The organism is Streptacidiphilus albus JL83 (genome assembly GCF_000744705.1).
In the GTDB taxonomy this organism is placed as follows: Bacteria; Actinomycetota; Actinomycetes; order Streptomycetales; family Streptomycetaceae; genus Streptacidiphilus; species Streptacidiphilus albus.
Map to the genome: position 1 here is coordinate 6,028,181 of NZ_JQML01000001.1, position 14,127 is coordinate 6,042,307.

At 70.9% G+C, this 14,127-nt stretch carries 12 protein-coding genes; 6 read left to right on the forward strand and 6 right to left on the reverse strand.

Features of this window, described 5'->3' with window-relative positions:
- Positions 1-209: 209 nt before the first annotated feature.
- Positions 210-1,409: a serine hydrolase domain-containing protein gene (locus tag BS75_RS26395; RefSeq protein WP_231607901.1), complete on the reverse strand. Its 1,200-nt coding sequence runs from the start codon at positions 1,407-1,409 to the stop codon at positions 210-212.
- Between the two features lie 268 nt (positions 1,410-1,677).
- Between BS75_RS26395 and BS75_RS26400 the strand changes: the two genes are divergently transcribed.
- Together BS75_RS26400 and BS75_RS26405 are read left to right on the forward strand one after the other, a co-directional pair.
- Positions 1,678-1,911, forward strand: a complete 234-nt coding sequence (locus BS75_RS26400; RefSeq protein ID WP_034090030.1) for a DUF397 domain-containing protein — start codon at positions 1,678-1,680, stop codon at positions 1,909-1,911.
- Between the two features lie 215 nt (positions 1,912-2,126).
- On the forward strand, positions 2,127-2,360 hold the full coding sequence (locus BS75_RS26405) for a DUF397 domain-containing protein (RefSeq protein WP_034090031.1): 234 nt from the start codon (positions 2,127-2,129) through the stop codon (positions 2,358-2,360).
- A 224-nt stretch (positions 2,361-2,584) separates the two neighbouring features.
- On the opposite strand, the gene BS75_RS48535 is transcribed toward BS75_RS26405, so the two are convergent.
- The 3 genes from BS75_RS48535 to BS75_RS51595 all read right to left on the reverse strand — a co-directional run bounded on the left by BS75_RS48535 (position 2,585) and on the right by BS75_RS51595 (position 4,530).
- Positions 2,585-2,764, reverse strand: a complete 180-nt coding sequence (locus BS75_RS48535) for a hypothetical protein (RefSeq protein WP_152645699.1) — start codon at positions 2,762-2,764, stop codon at positions 2,585-2,587.
- Between the two features lie 96 nt (positions 2,765-2,860).
- Entirely contained in the window at positions 2,861-3,760 is a 900-nt protein-coding gene (locus tag BS75_RS26410; RefSeq protein WP_081982593.1) for an SURF1 family cytochrome oxidase biogenesis protein, read from the reverse strand.
- Between the two features lie 56 nt (positions 3,761-3,816).
- A complete protein-coding gene (locus BS75_RS51595; protein ID WP_052069710.1) occupies positions 3,817-4,530 on the reverse strand; it encodes a DUF4232 domain-containing protein in 714 nt (237 codons plus the stop codon).
- A 519-nt stretch (positions 4,531-5,049) separates the two neighbouring features.
- On the opposite strand from BS75_RS51595, the gene BS75_RS26420 reads away from it, so the two are divergent.
- The gene (locus BS75_RS26420; protein WP_034090032.1) at positions 5,050-5,919 is read left to right on the forward strand and encodes a glycoside hydrolase family 16 protein; all 870 of its coding nucleotides are present in this window, start codon (positions 5,050-5,052) and stop codon (positions 5,917-5,919) included.
- 36 nt (positions 5,920-5,955) lie between these two features.
- On the opposite strand, the gene BS75_RS26425 is transcribed toward BS75_RS26420, so the two are convergent.
- Positions 5,956-8,418, reverse strand: coding sequence for an ATP-binding cassette domain-containing protein (locus tag BS75_RS26425; protein ID WP_034090033.1), 2,463 nt, complete (start codon positions 8,416-8,418; stop codon positions 5,956-5,958).
- Positions 8,419-8,553: 135 nt separating this feature from the next.
- On the opposite strand from BS75_RS26425, the gene BS75_RS26430 reads away from it, so the two are divergent.
- Positions 8,554-10,257 carry a sigma-70 family RNA polymerase sigma factor gene (locus tag BS75_RS26430; protein ID WP_231607902.1) on the forward strand — a complete coding sequence of 568 codons (1,704 nt, stop codon included), beginning with the start codon at positions 8,554-8,556 and terminating at the stop codon, positions 10,255-10,257.
- A gap of 73 nt (positions 10,258-10,330) precedes the next feature.
- Here BS75_RS26430 and BS75_RS26435 read toward each other — a convergent pair whose 3' ends face one another.
- On the reverse strand, positions 10,331-11,359 hold the full coding sequence (locus BS75_RS26435; protein ID WP_034090034.1) for a phospholipase D-like domain-containing protein: 1,029 nt from the start codon (positions 11,357-11,359) through the stop codon (positions 10,331-10,333).
- 600 nt (positions 11,360-11,959) lie between these two features.
- Here BS75_RS26435 and BS75_RS26440 point away from each other — a divergent pair.
- Together BS75_RS26440 and BS75_RS26445 are read left to right on the forward strand one after the other, a co-directional pair.
- Entirely contained in the window at positions 11,960-13,090 is a 1,131-nt protein-coding gene (locus tag BS75_RS26440; RefSeq protein ID WP_160312233.1) for a hypothetical protein, read from the forward strand.
- Positions 13,091-13,325: 235 nt separating this feature from the next.
- Entirely contained in the window at positions 13,326-13,904 is a 579-nt protein-coding gene (locus BS75_RS26445; protein ID WP_034090036.1) for a hypothetical protein, read from the forward strand.
- The last annotated feature ends 223 nt before the right edge of the window (positions 13,905-14,127 follow it).

The following is a 14,127-nucleotide window of genomic DNA, read 5'->3' on the forward strand; positions in this document are numbered from 1 at the left end:
CGTGAGGACGCAGATGCTACAGAGGAGGTTTCATCGCCAGGCTCGGTCAGCCTCGCGCGGCGGACCAGCCTGTACGGCTCGACGGCTGGAATGGCATCGCGCCACGCACGGGCCGGTGACCAGGTCACACGTCGAGCGCTGTGCGGGCCGGCGCGGGTAACCGCCCCCGGGCAGCGGGCGCGCCGGGGTGGTGCCTCCCGGTGCCCGGCTCAGTTCTTCATGGCGCGGCAGACCAACTGCTCCTCGGCAGAACGGAACCGGGACACCAGCGGCGCGGCGCTGCTGTCGCTGAGCTGCTCGCTGAGCGAGAGCGTCACGCTGCGGCTGCCGTCGGCGGTCGCGGCGGCGAACTGGGTGTAGCCTTGGACGTTGCCGGTGTGACCGTAGAACACACCGCAGGGGGTGGTGTAGCGGAAGATCGCCAGACCGGCCTCGTTCCGGCCCGGCCCCGAGGGCTGGGAGCGGCCTTCCACGAAGGTGAACTGCTGCGCGTGCGTCGCAGGCGAGAGCAGTTCGCCTCCGGCATCGGCGGCGATGAACCGGTTCAGGTCACGCGGCGTGGAGACCATGCCCCCGGCGGCCCACAGCCCCGACATGCCGAACGCCGTGCTCACGTCCGTCGGCCTGGCCGGCGGGTCGACGACGTAGCCGTGGAGGTAGGGCCGTGGCAGGCGGGAGCCCTGCGGCAACGAGGTGCGGTCGAGCCCGAGGGGCGCGAGGACGTCCGTCCGCAGCAGGTCCTCGTAGCGCCGACCGGTGACGGCCTCGGTCATCAGCGCGACCGCGATGTTGTCGGAGTTGGAGTAGTGGTAGGCCGAACCGGGGTCGAAGAGCAGCGGCCGGTCGGCGACGTAGTCGAGCAGGCGCCGTGAGTCGAACACGTGGTGCGGGTCGGCGGCGAACTCGCTCTGGAACCTGGGCGAGGAGGCGTAGTCCGGGAGCCCGCTGGTGTGGTTGAGGAGCTCACGCAGGGTCACACAGTCCCAGGCCGCAGGGAGGCTCGGCAGCCGTTGGCCGATGGTGTCGTCCAGGCCCAGCAGTCCGTGGTCCACCAGGACGAGTGCGGCCACCCCGCCGAACGCCTTGGACACGCTGGCCAACCGCATGGAGTCGTCGATCTGCGGCGTCCGGTGGGACCCGACCTCGGCAACACCGGCCCGGAAGGTCTCCGTGCGGTCGCCGCGCCGGACCACGGCGATGGCTCCCGGCGGACCGCCCGGCAGGTCGACCAGGTCGGACAGCGCCTTCTGCAGCCCGGAGGGCTCGGCGGCGGGCGTCGGTGCCGCCTGGGCGGGTGCGGCCAGCAGCCCGGCGACGACGGCGACCAGCGCCGCCGTCGCGAGCGTGCGCGGACGCGGACGCGGACGGCGACGAGTGGTCTGGCACAGGCGGCGCAGCGGGGATGACACGGCGGTGACCTCCTGGTTCGGCAGTGGTTCACGGCATCGATGCCCCCCTTGTCCACTGCCTGTGAGATATCACCTGGCACCCACGGACCGAAACCAGGCCCGGCGCAGATGAGGCCGGTCGGGGTAGCCGTCGGCTGCCCACCGCCCGGAGCAGCGACCTGACCCGGCTACCAGACGAGCACCCCGCCGCTGCACCCTCGGGCCCGCTCGGCCCCACCGCGCCAGTCCGCTGCTTTGATCGCAGAGGCAAGGGAAGGATACGACCACGATGAGCATGCACGACCTGAGCGCGGCGCCCTGGCGCAAGAGCAGCTACAGCGGCGACAACGGCGGGGACTGCATCGAGGCGGCCCTCGGATTCATCCCCGGAGCCGTCCCGGTCCGTGACAGCAAGGATCCCGAGGGGCCTGCCCTGGTCTTCCCCGCCGCCGCGTTCGCGGCCTTCGTGGGTGCTGTCAAAGCCGGCGAGTTCACCGACGGCGAGAAGTACCTGGTGCCGTAGTCCGCAGCGCAGCAGCACCTCGTCCCGCAGCGGCCCGCTCCTCGGAGTGGGTCGCTGACGTTTGCGCCTGGAACCTTGCGTGTTCCGGGCGAGGACCCTTGCGCGGTCAGCGCCAAGGCGATGTGCCAGACGCTCCGCACGCCTACGATCTGCTCAGGGGCGACGCTCTGCCCCGGATCGGTCCTGATCGACGGTTGCCTGAAGGGATCTGCGACGTGAACCGTGCCAGCGAACTGGGCGTCAAGTGGCGCAAGAGCAGCTACAGCGGCGACAACGGTGGCAACTGCATCGAGGCAGCCTCCGGATTCATGCCCGCCATCGTCCTCGTCCGTGACAGCAAGGATCCGGAGGGGCCCGCCCTGGCATTCCCTGCCGCCGCGTTCGTGGCCTTCGTGGGCGCGGTCAAGGTCGGCGAGTTCGCCGAAGGCGAGCAGTACGTCACCCTGTAGCCACCTCTGCGGGTTGGCGGTTTCAGACCGTGAACTTCCCATGGGGAATGCCTCGAACCCATTCCGCTTCGAAGGCCGCTGTGGCCAGCGCGACTACTGCTGGCTCCGTGCGCACCTCCTATCCCGGGTCGGCCCAGTCGCCTTCTCCACTGAAGTGGTTGATGGACGGCGGTGCTGATGGAGCTTCCATTGGCGCTCTACCCGGAGGGGCAAGAGCCTGTGGGCTACCGCCTGCGTCGGTCGCGTGCCCAGGCGCGGCGGCCCTCGACAAGCTGGGCGAGAACGGAGCGACGGTGCGTGACTCGGTCGGCATCGCAGACAAAAATGGTCAGCTTGCCGTCGGCGCCGGTACGGACGTAGATCGCCGTGTTGGATTCCGGCGGTTCAGCAAAGCGCGGAGGCATGACGAACTCCTGTCGACGGAGCGGGGATGGTCGCGGGTGAACAGGTCGGCTGCCATCCTGGCGCCTCGGTGGGAGGCGCCTCGACGGGAGGCCGGTTCAGCTCCGCGCCGCCTCGGCGGCCTGCTTCGCACGGTGCTCGGCCATGTACTCGGCCACGGTCATCAGCGGGGCGCCGGTCCCGGTGTCGGCGTCGGTGTCGTGCTTACGACGGTCCCTGACGTCCCGTCGGAGCAGGAACCACCAGCCGATCGGCAGCATCAGGGCGAACAGCCACCACTGGATCGCGTACGGCAGGTGCACCCCCTGGCCCACCACCGCCAGGTCGTCGCTGGTCTGGGCGTCGGCGGTGGGGCCGGGAATCGCCTCTGCCGAGTCCGCCGCGCTCATCTGCGGAGTGCTGGAGACGAACTCGATGTAGCCCGCCACCACCGGCTGGTGCAGGGCCGTCGACTGCTCCCCACTGTTGATCATCATGAACTGGTGGGGCGGCAGGCCCGCCAGTGAATGGATCTTGATCGGTAGCGTGGCCGGGGTCTCGTCCGGCCGCAGCCGACCGAAGACGGTGACCGTGCCGGTCGGCGTCGCCGGGACGCTGGGATAGGCCACCGCGTCGGTGGCGTTCGGGTTCACCCAGCCGCGGTCGACCAGGACCACCTCGCCGTCGGACAGGTCCAGTGGGGTGACCACGTCGAAGCCGGTGATGTCGCCGGACGAGTCCATGCGGTTGCGCACCACGAACTGGCCGCGGACGTCGAACCGGCCGGTCGCGGTGACATGCCGGTACATCTCACTGGTGGGCACCACGCCGCCGGGGTGCGACAACTGCTCGATCGGAACCGGCTGCGCCGTGAGGTTGGCGGAGGTCACGCGGTTGCTGCGGTTCGTCGCCTGGTACCGGTGGAACTGCCACATGCCGAGGAAGTACATCGCCGGGACCAGCCCGAGGAAGATCACGGTCAGCGCAAACCAGCGCCAGGTCAGTAGAGTTCGCAGCACCCTCCGACGCTACCGCCGTCCCCTTCGGGCCCCGCGCGCGGGTGGGAGGGGAGTGTTCAGCCTGCCGTGACCGGGCCGATGGTGAGCGGGTGGATGGTGGTGCCGGCGCAGTGGCTGGTCTTCCAGGGGAGGAAGATGGCGGCCTTCTCGTTCGGCGGGTAGATCCGCAGGCCCTGGGCCGGGGTGAGGTCGCACTGCTGCGGGGTGTAGCCGGTGCCGCCGTTGCTGTCGTGCAGGGTGGCCTGGGCCGTGCCGCCCGGCTTGAGGGTGACCAGCGAGACGCTGCCGGCCGCCCGCTGCGCGGGGTTGCCGGACTGGACGCCGTTGGCGGCCACGTACGAGACGCCGGGGTAGCCGTACAGGGTGCAGCCGGCGGAGGAGGTGTTGGTGAAGACCAGGGTGGAGTAGTACTGGCCCGCGCCCACGCTCGAATTGGTCTGCGCGACCGACAGCTCGCTGCTGGTGCAGGCGTTGCTGCTGCCGCCGGTGCCGGTGGTGCCGCCGGCACCGCTGCCGCCGCCGGTCTGCGAGGAGGAGCCGATCGGGGTGGTCGAACCGGAGCCCGAGCCCGAGCCCGAGCCGGAACCCGAGCCCGAGTTGGTGCTGGAGCCGGGGGCCGGTGCGGCGGTGCCGCCCGCCGCGGAGGACTGGTTGGCGGTCACGGAGCCGGTCGCCGAGCAGGCGGTGAGGCCGGTGGCGGCGAGGCCGAGCAGCAGGCCGGCGGTGGCGACGGAACGTATCCGCCGCGGGGTGTTGGTGGCACGCTTCATTTCAGGTCTCCCGCCGAGAGTGGTCTGCGCTGCCCGAACCGGGGCCCGCACTTCCAGAGTCCCGCGTCGGACCACCCGTGTCACCGGCTGTTACGCCGCTGTGGCAGAACCAGGGCCGCACCCGGAAGATGTGACGGGGTCGCGGAGCGCCCGGTTCCGATGGTGTGAGCTCGCCGCGAAGGGGCCCAATGGGCCTGCTGGACAGGGCGAAAGAGTTAACTCTCCAGGGTGCCGAAGGTACGATGAGCCCACAGAACCTGCGCTTGCTGGGGGGCGGCATGAAGCGGTTGCTGACGCGTGTGGTCACGGCTTTCGAACGGCTTCGAGGACGACCCGGACCTCTACCACGGCGCGTGGTCGGGGGCCGTCGGGGGTACTGGCCGGCCGACTCGGGCCTGGGTGACCAGGACACGTTCGTCGCCACCGTACGCTGAGCGGACCGATGCGAATCCCCCGTCCGGACTCCGGCCCGGACTTCGGCCGGCGGGGGCCGGGCAGGTAGGTGAGGAGACAGCGGCCGTGGCCGAGCGACGCATCCGCAGCACGGCGACGGCGAGCGCCCTCGCTCTCGCGCTGGCCCTCGCCCCGGTCCTGGCCGGCTGCTCCTCGAACGCGAGGCCGGGCCCGGGGCAGACCCCCGTCGTCGTCCCGGTCGTCCCCGTGGTTCCGGTCGACCCCACGGGCATCCCGGGCGCCTGGAAGACCACCCTCAACGACGGTCCGACCCAACTGGCCCGGTGGGGCGGCTGGTTCGGCGGCGGTGTGACCGGCCCGGTCAACACCAACGAGAACGTCTGCTACAGCTCCGACCATGTCGGGCTGACCCCGGCCACGCTCACCGGTCAGCGGAACCTGACGCTCACCCTCACCGGCGACCACAGCACCTGCAACGGCACCACCTACCCCTACACCGGTGCGCTGATCTCCTCCCGGGGGATCTTCCAGCAGACCTACGGCGCCTTCGAGGCCAAGGTCTACCTCCCGGCCGCGCCCGACGGCAGCATCGCCGACTGGCCCGCCGTCTGGTCCGATGGGATGAACGAGCCGCAGAACGGCGAGATCGACGCCATGGAGGGACTGCTCGGCGTGGCCTGCTACCACACCCACCCCCCGACCGACGGCCCCGGCGCGTGCGTGCCGCTCACGACCTTCAAGCCCGGTTGGAACATCGTCGGCTGGGTCTGGCAGCCGGGCTCGGTGACCTTCTACTACAACGGGGTCCAGGTGGGCCGGATCGACGGCCATGTCCCCAGCACGCCCGACTACCTGATACTGGACCTCACCAACGGGCCGGGCGTCGGCGGAAAGACGGTGGTCCCGGCCACGATGGAGGTCGCCTACGTCCGCGCCTGGACCAGCCTCGGCAGCAGCGGCGGCACCGGCGGGTAGCGGGGGAGCCCGCTGCCCGCCGGTGGCCGGCAGGGGTCAGCCGCCGACGTAGGCGGCCAGGTGCCGGCCGGTGAGGGTGGAACGGTCGGCGACCAGCTCGGCCGGGGTGCCCTCGAAGACGACCCGGCCGCCGTCGTGGCCGGCGCCGGGACCGAGATCGATGATCCAGTCGGCGTGCGCCATCACCGCCTGGTGGTGCTCGATCACGATCACCGACTTCCCGGAGTCGACCAGCCGGTCGAGCAGGCCGAGCAGCTGCTCGACGTCGGCCAGGTGGAGGCCGGTGGTCGGTTCGTCCAGGACGTAGACGCCGCCCTTCTCGGCCAGGTGCGTCGCCAGCTTGAGCCGCTGCCGCTCGCCGCCGGACAGCGTGGTGAGCGGCTGGCCGAGGGTGAGGTAGCCGAGCCCGACGTCGGCCAGCCGGGCCAGGATCGCGTGCGCGGCCGGGGTGCGCGCCTCGCCGGCGCCGAAGAACTCCTCGGCCTCGGCCACCGACATCGCCAGCACCTCGCTGATGTCGCGGCCGCCGAGGTGGTAGTCCAGCACCGACGCCTGGAACCGCTTGCCCTCGCACTCCTCGCAGACGGTGGCGACGCCGGCCATCAGCGCCAGGTCGGTGTAGATGACCCCGGCCCCGTTGCAGTTGGGGCAGGCGCCCTCGGAGTTGGCGCTGAACAGGGCCGGCTTCACCCCGTTGGTCTTCGCGAACGCCTTGCGGATCGGGTCGAGCAGCCCGGTGTAGGTGGCCGGGTTGCTGCGCCGCGAGCCCTTGATCGCGCCCTGCCCGATCGCCACCACGCCGGAGCCCGCGCCGCCGGAGCCGGAGCCCGCGCCGCCGGAGTCCGTGCCCTCGGTCCCCGCGTCGTCGGTCCCGGCGCCGTTGACCAGCGAGCCGTGCACCAGCGAGGTCTTGCCGGAGCCCGCGACGCCGGTGACCACGACGAGCACCCCGAGCGGGACGTCCACGTCCACGTCGCGCAGGTTGTGCGTGCTAGCCCCGCGGATCGCCAGCGTCCCGGTGGGCGTCCGCACCTGCTCCTTGACCGCGGCCCGGTCGTCGAAGTGACGGCCGGTGACGGTGTCGCTGGCCCGTAGCCCCTCGACGGTGCCCTCGAAGCAGACCGTGCCGCCGCCCGACCCGGCGCCCGGGCCGAGGTCGACCACATGGTCGCCGATCGCGATCATCTCCGGCTTGTGCTCGACGACCAGCACCGTGTTGCCCTTGTCCCGCAGCCGCAGCAGCAGCCCGTTCATCCGGTCGATGTCGTGCGGGTGCAGACCCGTGGTGGGCTCGTCGAAGACGTAGGTGACGTCGGTGAGCGAGGAGCCGAGCTGACGGATCATCTTGACCCGCTGCGCCTCACCGCCCGACAGCGTGCCGGACGGCCGGTCGAGCGAGAGGTAGCCGAGCCCGATCTCCACCAGCGAGTCGAGGATCTGCTGCAGCGCGGCCAGCAGCGGCGCGACCGAGGCCTCGTCCAGGCCGCGGACCCAGTCGGCCAGATCGCTGATCTGCATGGCGCAGGCGTCGGCGATGTTGACCTTGCCGATCCGCGAGGAGCGGGCCGCCGCACTGAGCCGGGTGCCGCCGCAGTCGGGACAGGCGGCGAAGGCGACCGCCCGGTCCACGAAGGCCCGGATGTGCGGCTGCATCGACTCCGGGTCCTTGGAGAGCATCGACTTCTGGATCCGGGGGACCAGCCCCTCGTAGGTCATGTTGATGCCCTCGATCTTCATCCTGACCGGCTCGTGGTGCAGGAAGTCGTGCAGCTCCTTCTTGGTGTACTTGCGGATCGGCTTCTCCGGGTCGTAGAAGCCCGAGGAGGCGTAGAGCCGGTAGTTCCAGCCGCCCGGCGTGTAGCCGGGGATGGTGAGCGCACCGTCGGCCAGCGACTTGGCGTCGTCGAAGAGCTGACCGAGGTCGATGTCGGAGACCGTGCCCCGGCCCTCGCAGCGCGGGCACATACCGCCGGTGATGCTGAAGCTGCGCCGCTCCTTCACCGTCTTCCCGTCGCGCTCCATGGTGACCGCGCCCGAGCCGCTGATCGAGGGGACGTTGAAGGAGAAAGCCTTGGGCGAGCCGATGTGCGGCTGCCCGAGCCGGCTGAACAGGATCCGCAGCATCGCGTTGGCGTCGGTGGCGGTGCCGACCGTGGAGCGGGGGTCGCCGCCCATCCGCTGCTGGTCGACGATGATCGCGGTGGTCAGCCCTTCGAGCACGTCGACCTCGGGCCGCGCCAGCGTCGGCATGAAGCCCTGCACGAAGGCGCTGTAGGTCTCGTTGATCAGCCGCTGCGAGTCCGCGGCGATGGTGCCGAACACCAGCGAGCTCTTGCCGGAGCCGGAGACGCCGGTGAAGACCGTCAGCCGGCGCTTCGGGATCTCGACGCTGACGTCCTTGAGGTTGTTCACGCGCGCGCCCTGCACCCGGATCAGATCGTGGCTGTCGGCAGGGTGCTGCGTCGGCGGTTCGGGCTTCGTCCTCGCGGCCGGGCTCATCGTCTCTCCGTCTGTCTGGCGGGCGCTGTCCTTCCCCACACGCTACGGGCAGCCGGACGGGCGGCGCTTCTCCGTTCCTGACCGGCTGCTCGCGGTTTTGTGTTATCCGCGTCCGGGTGCAGGATCTCCCAGGACATGATGAACTCACCTGCCCGGGATTCGGTGAAGGCGGTTGGCACGGTGCCCGGCGACCGGGTGCCGGGCCTGGTCGAGCGGGCCCAGCGCGGGGAGCGGGCCGCGCTGGACGAGCTGGTCGGCGGGCATCTGCAGCTGGTGTACAACATCGTCGGCAGAGCGCTCGCCGGGCATCCGGACACCGATGACGTCGTCCAGGAGACGCTGCTCCAAGTGGTGTCCGGCCTGGGCGGGCTCCGTGATCCGGCGAGCTTCCGCTCCTGGACGGTGGCCATCGCCATGAACCAGGTCCGGCGCCGGTGGCGCGGCGCGCCGTCCACCCGGGAGCTGGCGGACGCATGGCCGCTGAGCGACCCCGGAGCGGACTTCGCCGAGCTGGCCATCGTCCGGCTCGGCCTCTCCGACCAGCGCCGGGAGACGGTCGAGGCGACCCGCTGGCTCGACCCGGACGACCGCGAGCTGCTGGCGCTCTGGTGGCTGGAGGCGGCCGGCGAGCTGTCCCGTGCCGACCTGGCCGCGGCCCTGGAGCTGCCACCGCAGCACGTCGCGGTGAAGGTCCAGCGGATGAAGGGACAGCTGGAGACCGCCCGGGTGGTGGTGCGCGCGCTGCGCAACCGGGCGGGCTGTCCGGCGCTGTCGGCGCTCACCTCGGACTGGGACGAGGCGCCCAGCGCGCTCTGGCGCAAGCGAATAGGCCGCCACGCCCGCGAGTGCGAAGCCTGCTCCCGTCAGCGGGAGGGCCTGGTCCCGGCCGAGGGGCTGCTGGCCGGCCTGGCCATGGTCCCCGTCCCCGCCGGCTACGGGCCGACCGGGCCGGGGGGACCCGCCGGGCTCGGAACGGCTCCCGCAGGGGCCCGACCCGCTCGCGGCTCGCACCGTTCGCACCGATCCACGCCGCGTCGGCACGCGGGCGGCGGCCACCGCCGGACCCAGCCGCGCTGGCGGATGCTGGCGGCGGCGACCGGAGTGGCCGCCGCAGCCGTGGCGGGCGTGTTCGTCGTGGTCCAGTCGCCGGAGCAGTCGCAGGCGGCCGGGGCCCCGTCCTCCCGGGCGGTCACGGTCGCGGTCACGGTCTCCCCGGCGCCGGCGCCGGCGACCGCGGGCCCGGCCGGCAGCGGCGCCTCGCCCAGCGGCGCGGCGCCCACCACTGCCCGGCCCCGCCCGACCGCCGTGGTGTCCACCGCGCCGAGGTCCGCCGGCTCCCGGCAGAGCGCCGCCGCCGGTCCGGACAAGGGCACCGGAACCAGCACCAGCACCAGCACCAGCACCACCGGGGCGAGCAGCCCGGCGGAGCAGGTCCTGGCCCTGATCAACCGGGCCCGTGCCGCCAACGGGCTGGCCCCGCTCACCCTGACCTCCGGCCTGGACGCCAGCGCGGCCCAGCACGACACGACCATGGCGGACGGCTGCGGCCTGTCCCACCAGTGCCCGGGCGAACCGGCGCTCGGCCAGCGGGAGACCGCTCAGGGCGTCCAGTGGACCTCGGCCGGGGAGAACATCGGCGACGGCGGGCCGGTGAGCGACGACAACTCGGCGGTGGCGTCGATGGCGGTCGGCCTGACCCAGTCCATGCTCGACGAGCAGCCGCCCGACGACGGCCACCGGCTCAACATCCTGAGCACGTCCTTCACCCACATCGGCATAGCCGTGATCCGGGACAGCAGCACCGGGACCGTCTGGCTCACCCAGGACTTCTCCGACTGACCGCGGCCGGCACACCGCTGCGGGGCGGGCCCGGTTCGGGCCCGCCCCGCAGCGGTCGAGCACTCGGCGACGGTCAGGCGGCCGGGGCGCCGCCCGCGAAGTCGCTCTTGAAGTAGGACTCGATCAGGTTCACCGAGGAGTGGTCGGTGAGGATGATCCCGAGCTCGCGGTTGTTGTCCAGCGAGTTCTCGGTGATGTTGATCGAGCCGACCTCGACCCGCTCCGCATGGGTGCCGGCGTCGGCGACGACGGCCTTGGCGTGGATGTAGAGGCCGGTCTGCGAGGAGTAGGTGGTGACCGTGGCGCCGGCCGCCTCGACCTGGGCGATCTCCCAGGTGTAGTACGAGGGGTTCTCCAGCACGATCCGGACCTTCACCCCGCGCTTGGCGGCGGCGGTGATCGCGTCGACCACGGCCGAGTCGCTGAACTCCAGCTCCTCGACGTCCAGCGTCCGCTTGGCGCCGTTGATCACGGTGAGGATCCGGGCCCGGGAGTCGGTCGGCGACCACAGCAGGTTGTCGCCGTCGCCGGGCGTCACCGCGGTGTGGGTGAAGTCGGCGTTGAACACCGTCTCGATCGCGGCCACGTCCCGGTGGTCGTTGTCGAACACCCCGTAGTCGCGGCTGGTGGTGTAGTACTCGGAGGTCAGGTTGCCGGTCATGATCAGCGACACCGCGCCGTCGACGGTGATCGTCTTCTGGTGGGTGAAGTAGTACGTGGGGTTGGAGTAGACGACGCCGACACCGGCCGCCTGCAGCTGGGCGAAGGCGGGGGCGTTGTAGGACTCGTTGCGGTTGTCCAGGATCACCCGCACCGCCACGCCGCGGTCGTGCAGCGCGATCAGCTCCTTGATCGCGGTGGTGTCGTCGAGCTCGTACATCGTCATGTCGAGCGACCGGTGCGCCGAGGCGATGAACTTGTCGATGACCGGCTCGTTGGTCCCCGTGGTGCGCGAGAAGGCGAACGCCTTGTAGCTGACACCGACCTGGTGCGAGCCGGACGCCCGGGCGGCGCTCGCCGGTGCGGCGCCGGCGGTCGCGACCACCGCAGCGGCGCAGACGAGCGCGGCGATTCCGGCACGACCGGCAGACCTGGCTATCATGCGTCTCTCCCATGGGACTTGAGGATGGGTCCAGCCCCGTGGCCGGACGCGTCCCAAGGAGACCACCGACCGGGAGCGCTGGAAAGAGCGCCTCGGTGAACGCCCAATGACAACCTCCCCCGCACCGCTCTACGCGCGTCCCGCAGGGCCGCGGCGGTGCGCCGGGCGGGTCAGGAAAAGGGTCCGGCCCGCCCTGCGGCAACAGGACGGGCCGGCAAATCAGTGCATCGCACGGAACACTGTATTAAGGAGAAGTCGCGTGCGTGCACCACCTGCGATAATAGCCGGTGCTGCGCGGGTGCCCACGGCCGGATCCACGGACCGGGACGCGGCCTTCGTCCGACTTGTTCCGGCCGCTGCGGGGGCGCCGCGAAGGGTGTCGGACCCCCGAATTGACGGAGCGTCATCTATCGGGTGATGCAAATGAGTTGGATATGAAAAGAGTGGGTGATGTTCATGAATGCATCATCTGTGTAGGTGATCGAAGTCGCCTCTCCTCGCAAGACTCACCGCCGTCGGCAAAAGCCGGCTCGGGACTGCCCCGCGGCAACGGAGCGTCCCGGCAGCCATGCACGGAAGCTGTGTATAAGGAGAAGTCGCGTGCGCGCTCTTCGCACTGTCATGATTGCGACGGTGGCCACCGCCACCCTCGCGGCGGGCGTGGGTACGGCCCTGGCCGACCCGTCCTCGACCCCGGCCGTCACCGCGATCGTCGCGGTGGGTTCGGACACCACCCAGTACCTGAGCGACCAGTTCTCGACCGACTACAACTCGACGACGCCGACGAACCCGTTCTACAGCTGGGACGCCGTCAACCCCACCACGGGTCTGCCCGGTGACACCATCTCGACGAAGAACGACGCCAACTGCTCGATCACCCGGCCGAACGGCTCCGGCGCCGGCATCACGCAGCTCCAGCAGAAGCTCAAGACCACCAGCGGCACCGACTACTGTGTCGACATCGCCCGTTCCTCGCGGAACATCAAGTCCACCGACGGCACCGGCATCGTCTCGGTGCTGTTCGCCAAGGACCTGATCACCTATGCGACCAACAGCGGTGGCAACGGCGTCAGCAACCTCACCGACACCGACCTGACCGCGATCTTCTCCTGCAACGCCTCGCTGATCAACTCCTCGTACACGGGCGCGGTGAAGTGGAACGAGGTCGGTGGCACCAGCACCGACGCGATCATCCCGGTCCTGCCGCAGTCCAGCTCCGGCACCCGGTCCCAGTGGCTCTCCGACATCGGCGTGACCACCCCCGGCTCCTGCGTGGTGAACGGTGCCTACAGCGGTGCCGCGATCGAGGAGAACGAGGGCACCAACGCGGTGTACACCGCGGCCGGCAACCCGACCGGCTACAAGGACGTCCTGGGTATCTTCTCCGGCGGCAGCTACGTCTCCCAGGTCTACACGAAGTACAGCCCGGACCAGCACGGCACCCTGGTGCTGCAGGACATCGACGGCAAGGCGCCGCTGACGTCCACGGACACGATCAACACCTCCGGCCTGAGCGCCTTCCCGGCCACCTACATCCGTGGCCTGTACTACGTCACGCTGAACGCCGGCACGGCCTCGGCCCCGGCGGTTCCGACCAGCCCGATCAACCTGACCGCTCTCCTGGGCCAGGGCAACGCCACCGGCTGGATCTGCGGCACCACCGCGGCGACCGACATCAAGCACTTCGGCTTCGCCACCGCCTCCAACTGCGGTGCTCTGACCGGCCAGTAAGTCTGCAACTCGATCGTGCCGGGGCCCTTCGGGTCCCGGCACGATCCACCGGTGCGCCCGGTCACGGGCGCACCGGCCCGGCGGACCGGCGCACGCCGGAGGGCCAGTCGCGTGTGTGTCCCGCGCAGGCCCGGCAGCCGTTCCAGGGCGTCGACGGCCGCGACAGCGGGACCGAACCACCCCTGAGTCGAGAACCACCCCTCACTCGAAGTACCCAGTCAAGGAGAAGAGCTGTATGCGCATCTCTGCCAGGAACGCCATCGCCCTGTCCGTGGCCGCGCTCAGCGCCGCGATGCTGACCGGGCTCGGCGCCGGGACGGCCGACGCGGCCACCGTCGCCAGCGGTTCGGCCACCCTGACCGTCAACGCCTCGTTCCTCGCCTCGCTCGCCGAGCACGGCGTCGTCTTCCTGCCCAGCGGCTACAGCAGCGTCAGCTACGCGAACGGCCAGGTGGCCGTCGACTACGCGGCGACCGAGGGCAACGCGGACATCAGCACCTTCTCAGGGACCATCTCCTACTCCGGCGGTCTCTGCGGCTTCGACCTGAACGGCAAGCACGTCGAGCTCAGCTCGCTGCTGTTCGACCTCGGCGACACCCAGTTCGACGGTGCGACCGCGACCAGCGGCGAGGTGCCGCTGGTCGACCTGGCCGGCACCCAGGCCGGGAACATCAACGGCACCACCGAGACCTACTCGGCCAGCAGCCTGACGCTGGACCCGGCCGGTGCGGCCTTCCTGAACAGCGCCCTCGGCACCAGTGCCTTCGTGAGCGGCGAGAGCGTCGGCTCGTTCAGCGCGACCTGGGTGATCTGAGCGCGGGCACCCGAACACGCGGGGCCGGGGGAGGACCCGGTGCCGGTCCGGCACGGCGAGTCCGTGCCGGACCGGCACCCGCAGGCGGCCCCGGTGGGGCGTGACAGCAGTGGTGGAGCAGAGGACCGGTGGAGATGATGAGCGGAACGCCAACAGGGTTGCGGACAGGTGCACATCGGCGGATCGGCGCACGCCTGCGGAGCGCCGCCACGTTACTCGCGGC

Coding starts and splice junctions, on each gene's coding strand:
- BS75_RS26445 (WP_034090036.1), top strand. CDS start 13,326: ATGCGCATCTCTGCCAGGAACGCCATCGCCCTGTCCGTGGCCGCGCTC.
- BS75_RS26400 (WP_034090030.1), top strand. CDS start 1,678: ATGAGCATGCACGACCTGAGCGCGGCGCCCTGGCGCAAGAGCAGCTAC.
- BS75_RS26425 (WP_034090033.1), bottom strand. CDS start 8,418: ATGAGCCCGGCCGCGAGGACGAAGCCCGAACCGCCGACGCAGCACCCT.
- BS75_RS48535 (WP_152645699.1), bottom strand. CDS start 2,764: ATGCCTCCGCGCTTTGCTGAACCGCCGGAATCCAACACGGCGATCTAC.
- BS75_RS26435 (WP_034090034.1), bottom strand. CDS start 11,359: ATGATAGCCAGGTCTGCCGGTCGTGCCGGAATCGCCGCGCTCGTCTGC.
- BS75_RS26430 (WP_231607902.1), top strand. CDS start 8,554: ATGATGAACTCACCTGCCCGGGATTCGGTGAAGGCGGTTGGCACGGTG.
- BS75_RS51595 (WP_052069710.1), bottom strand. CDS start 4,530: ATGAAGCGTGCCACCAACACCCCGCGGCGGATACGTTCCGTCGCCACC.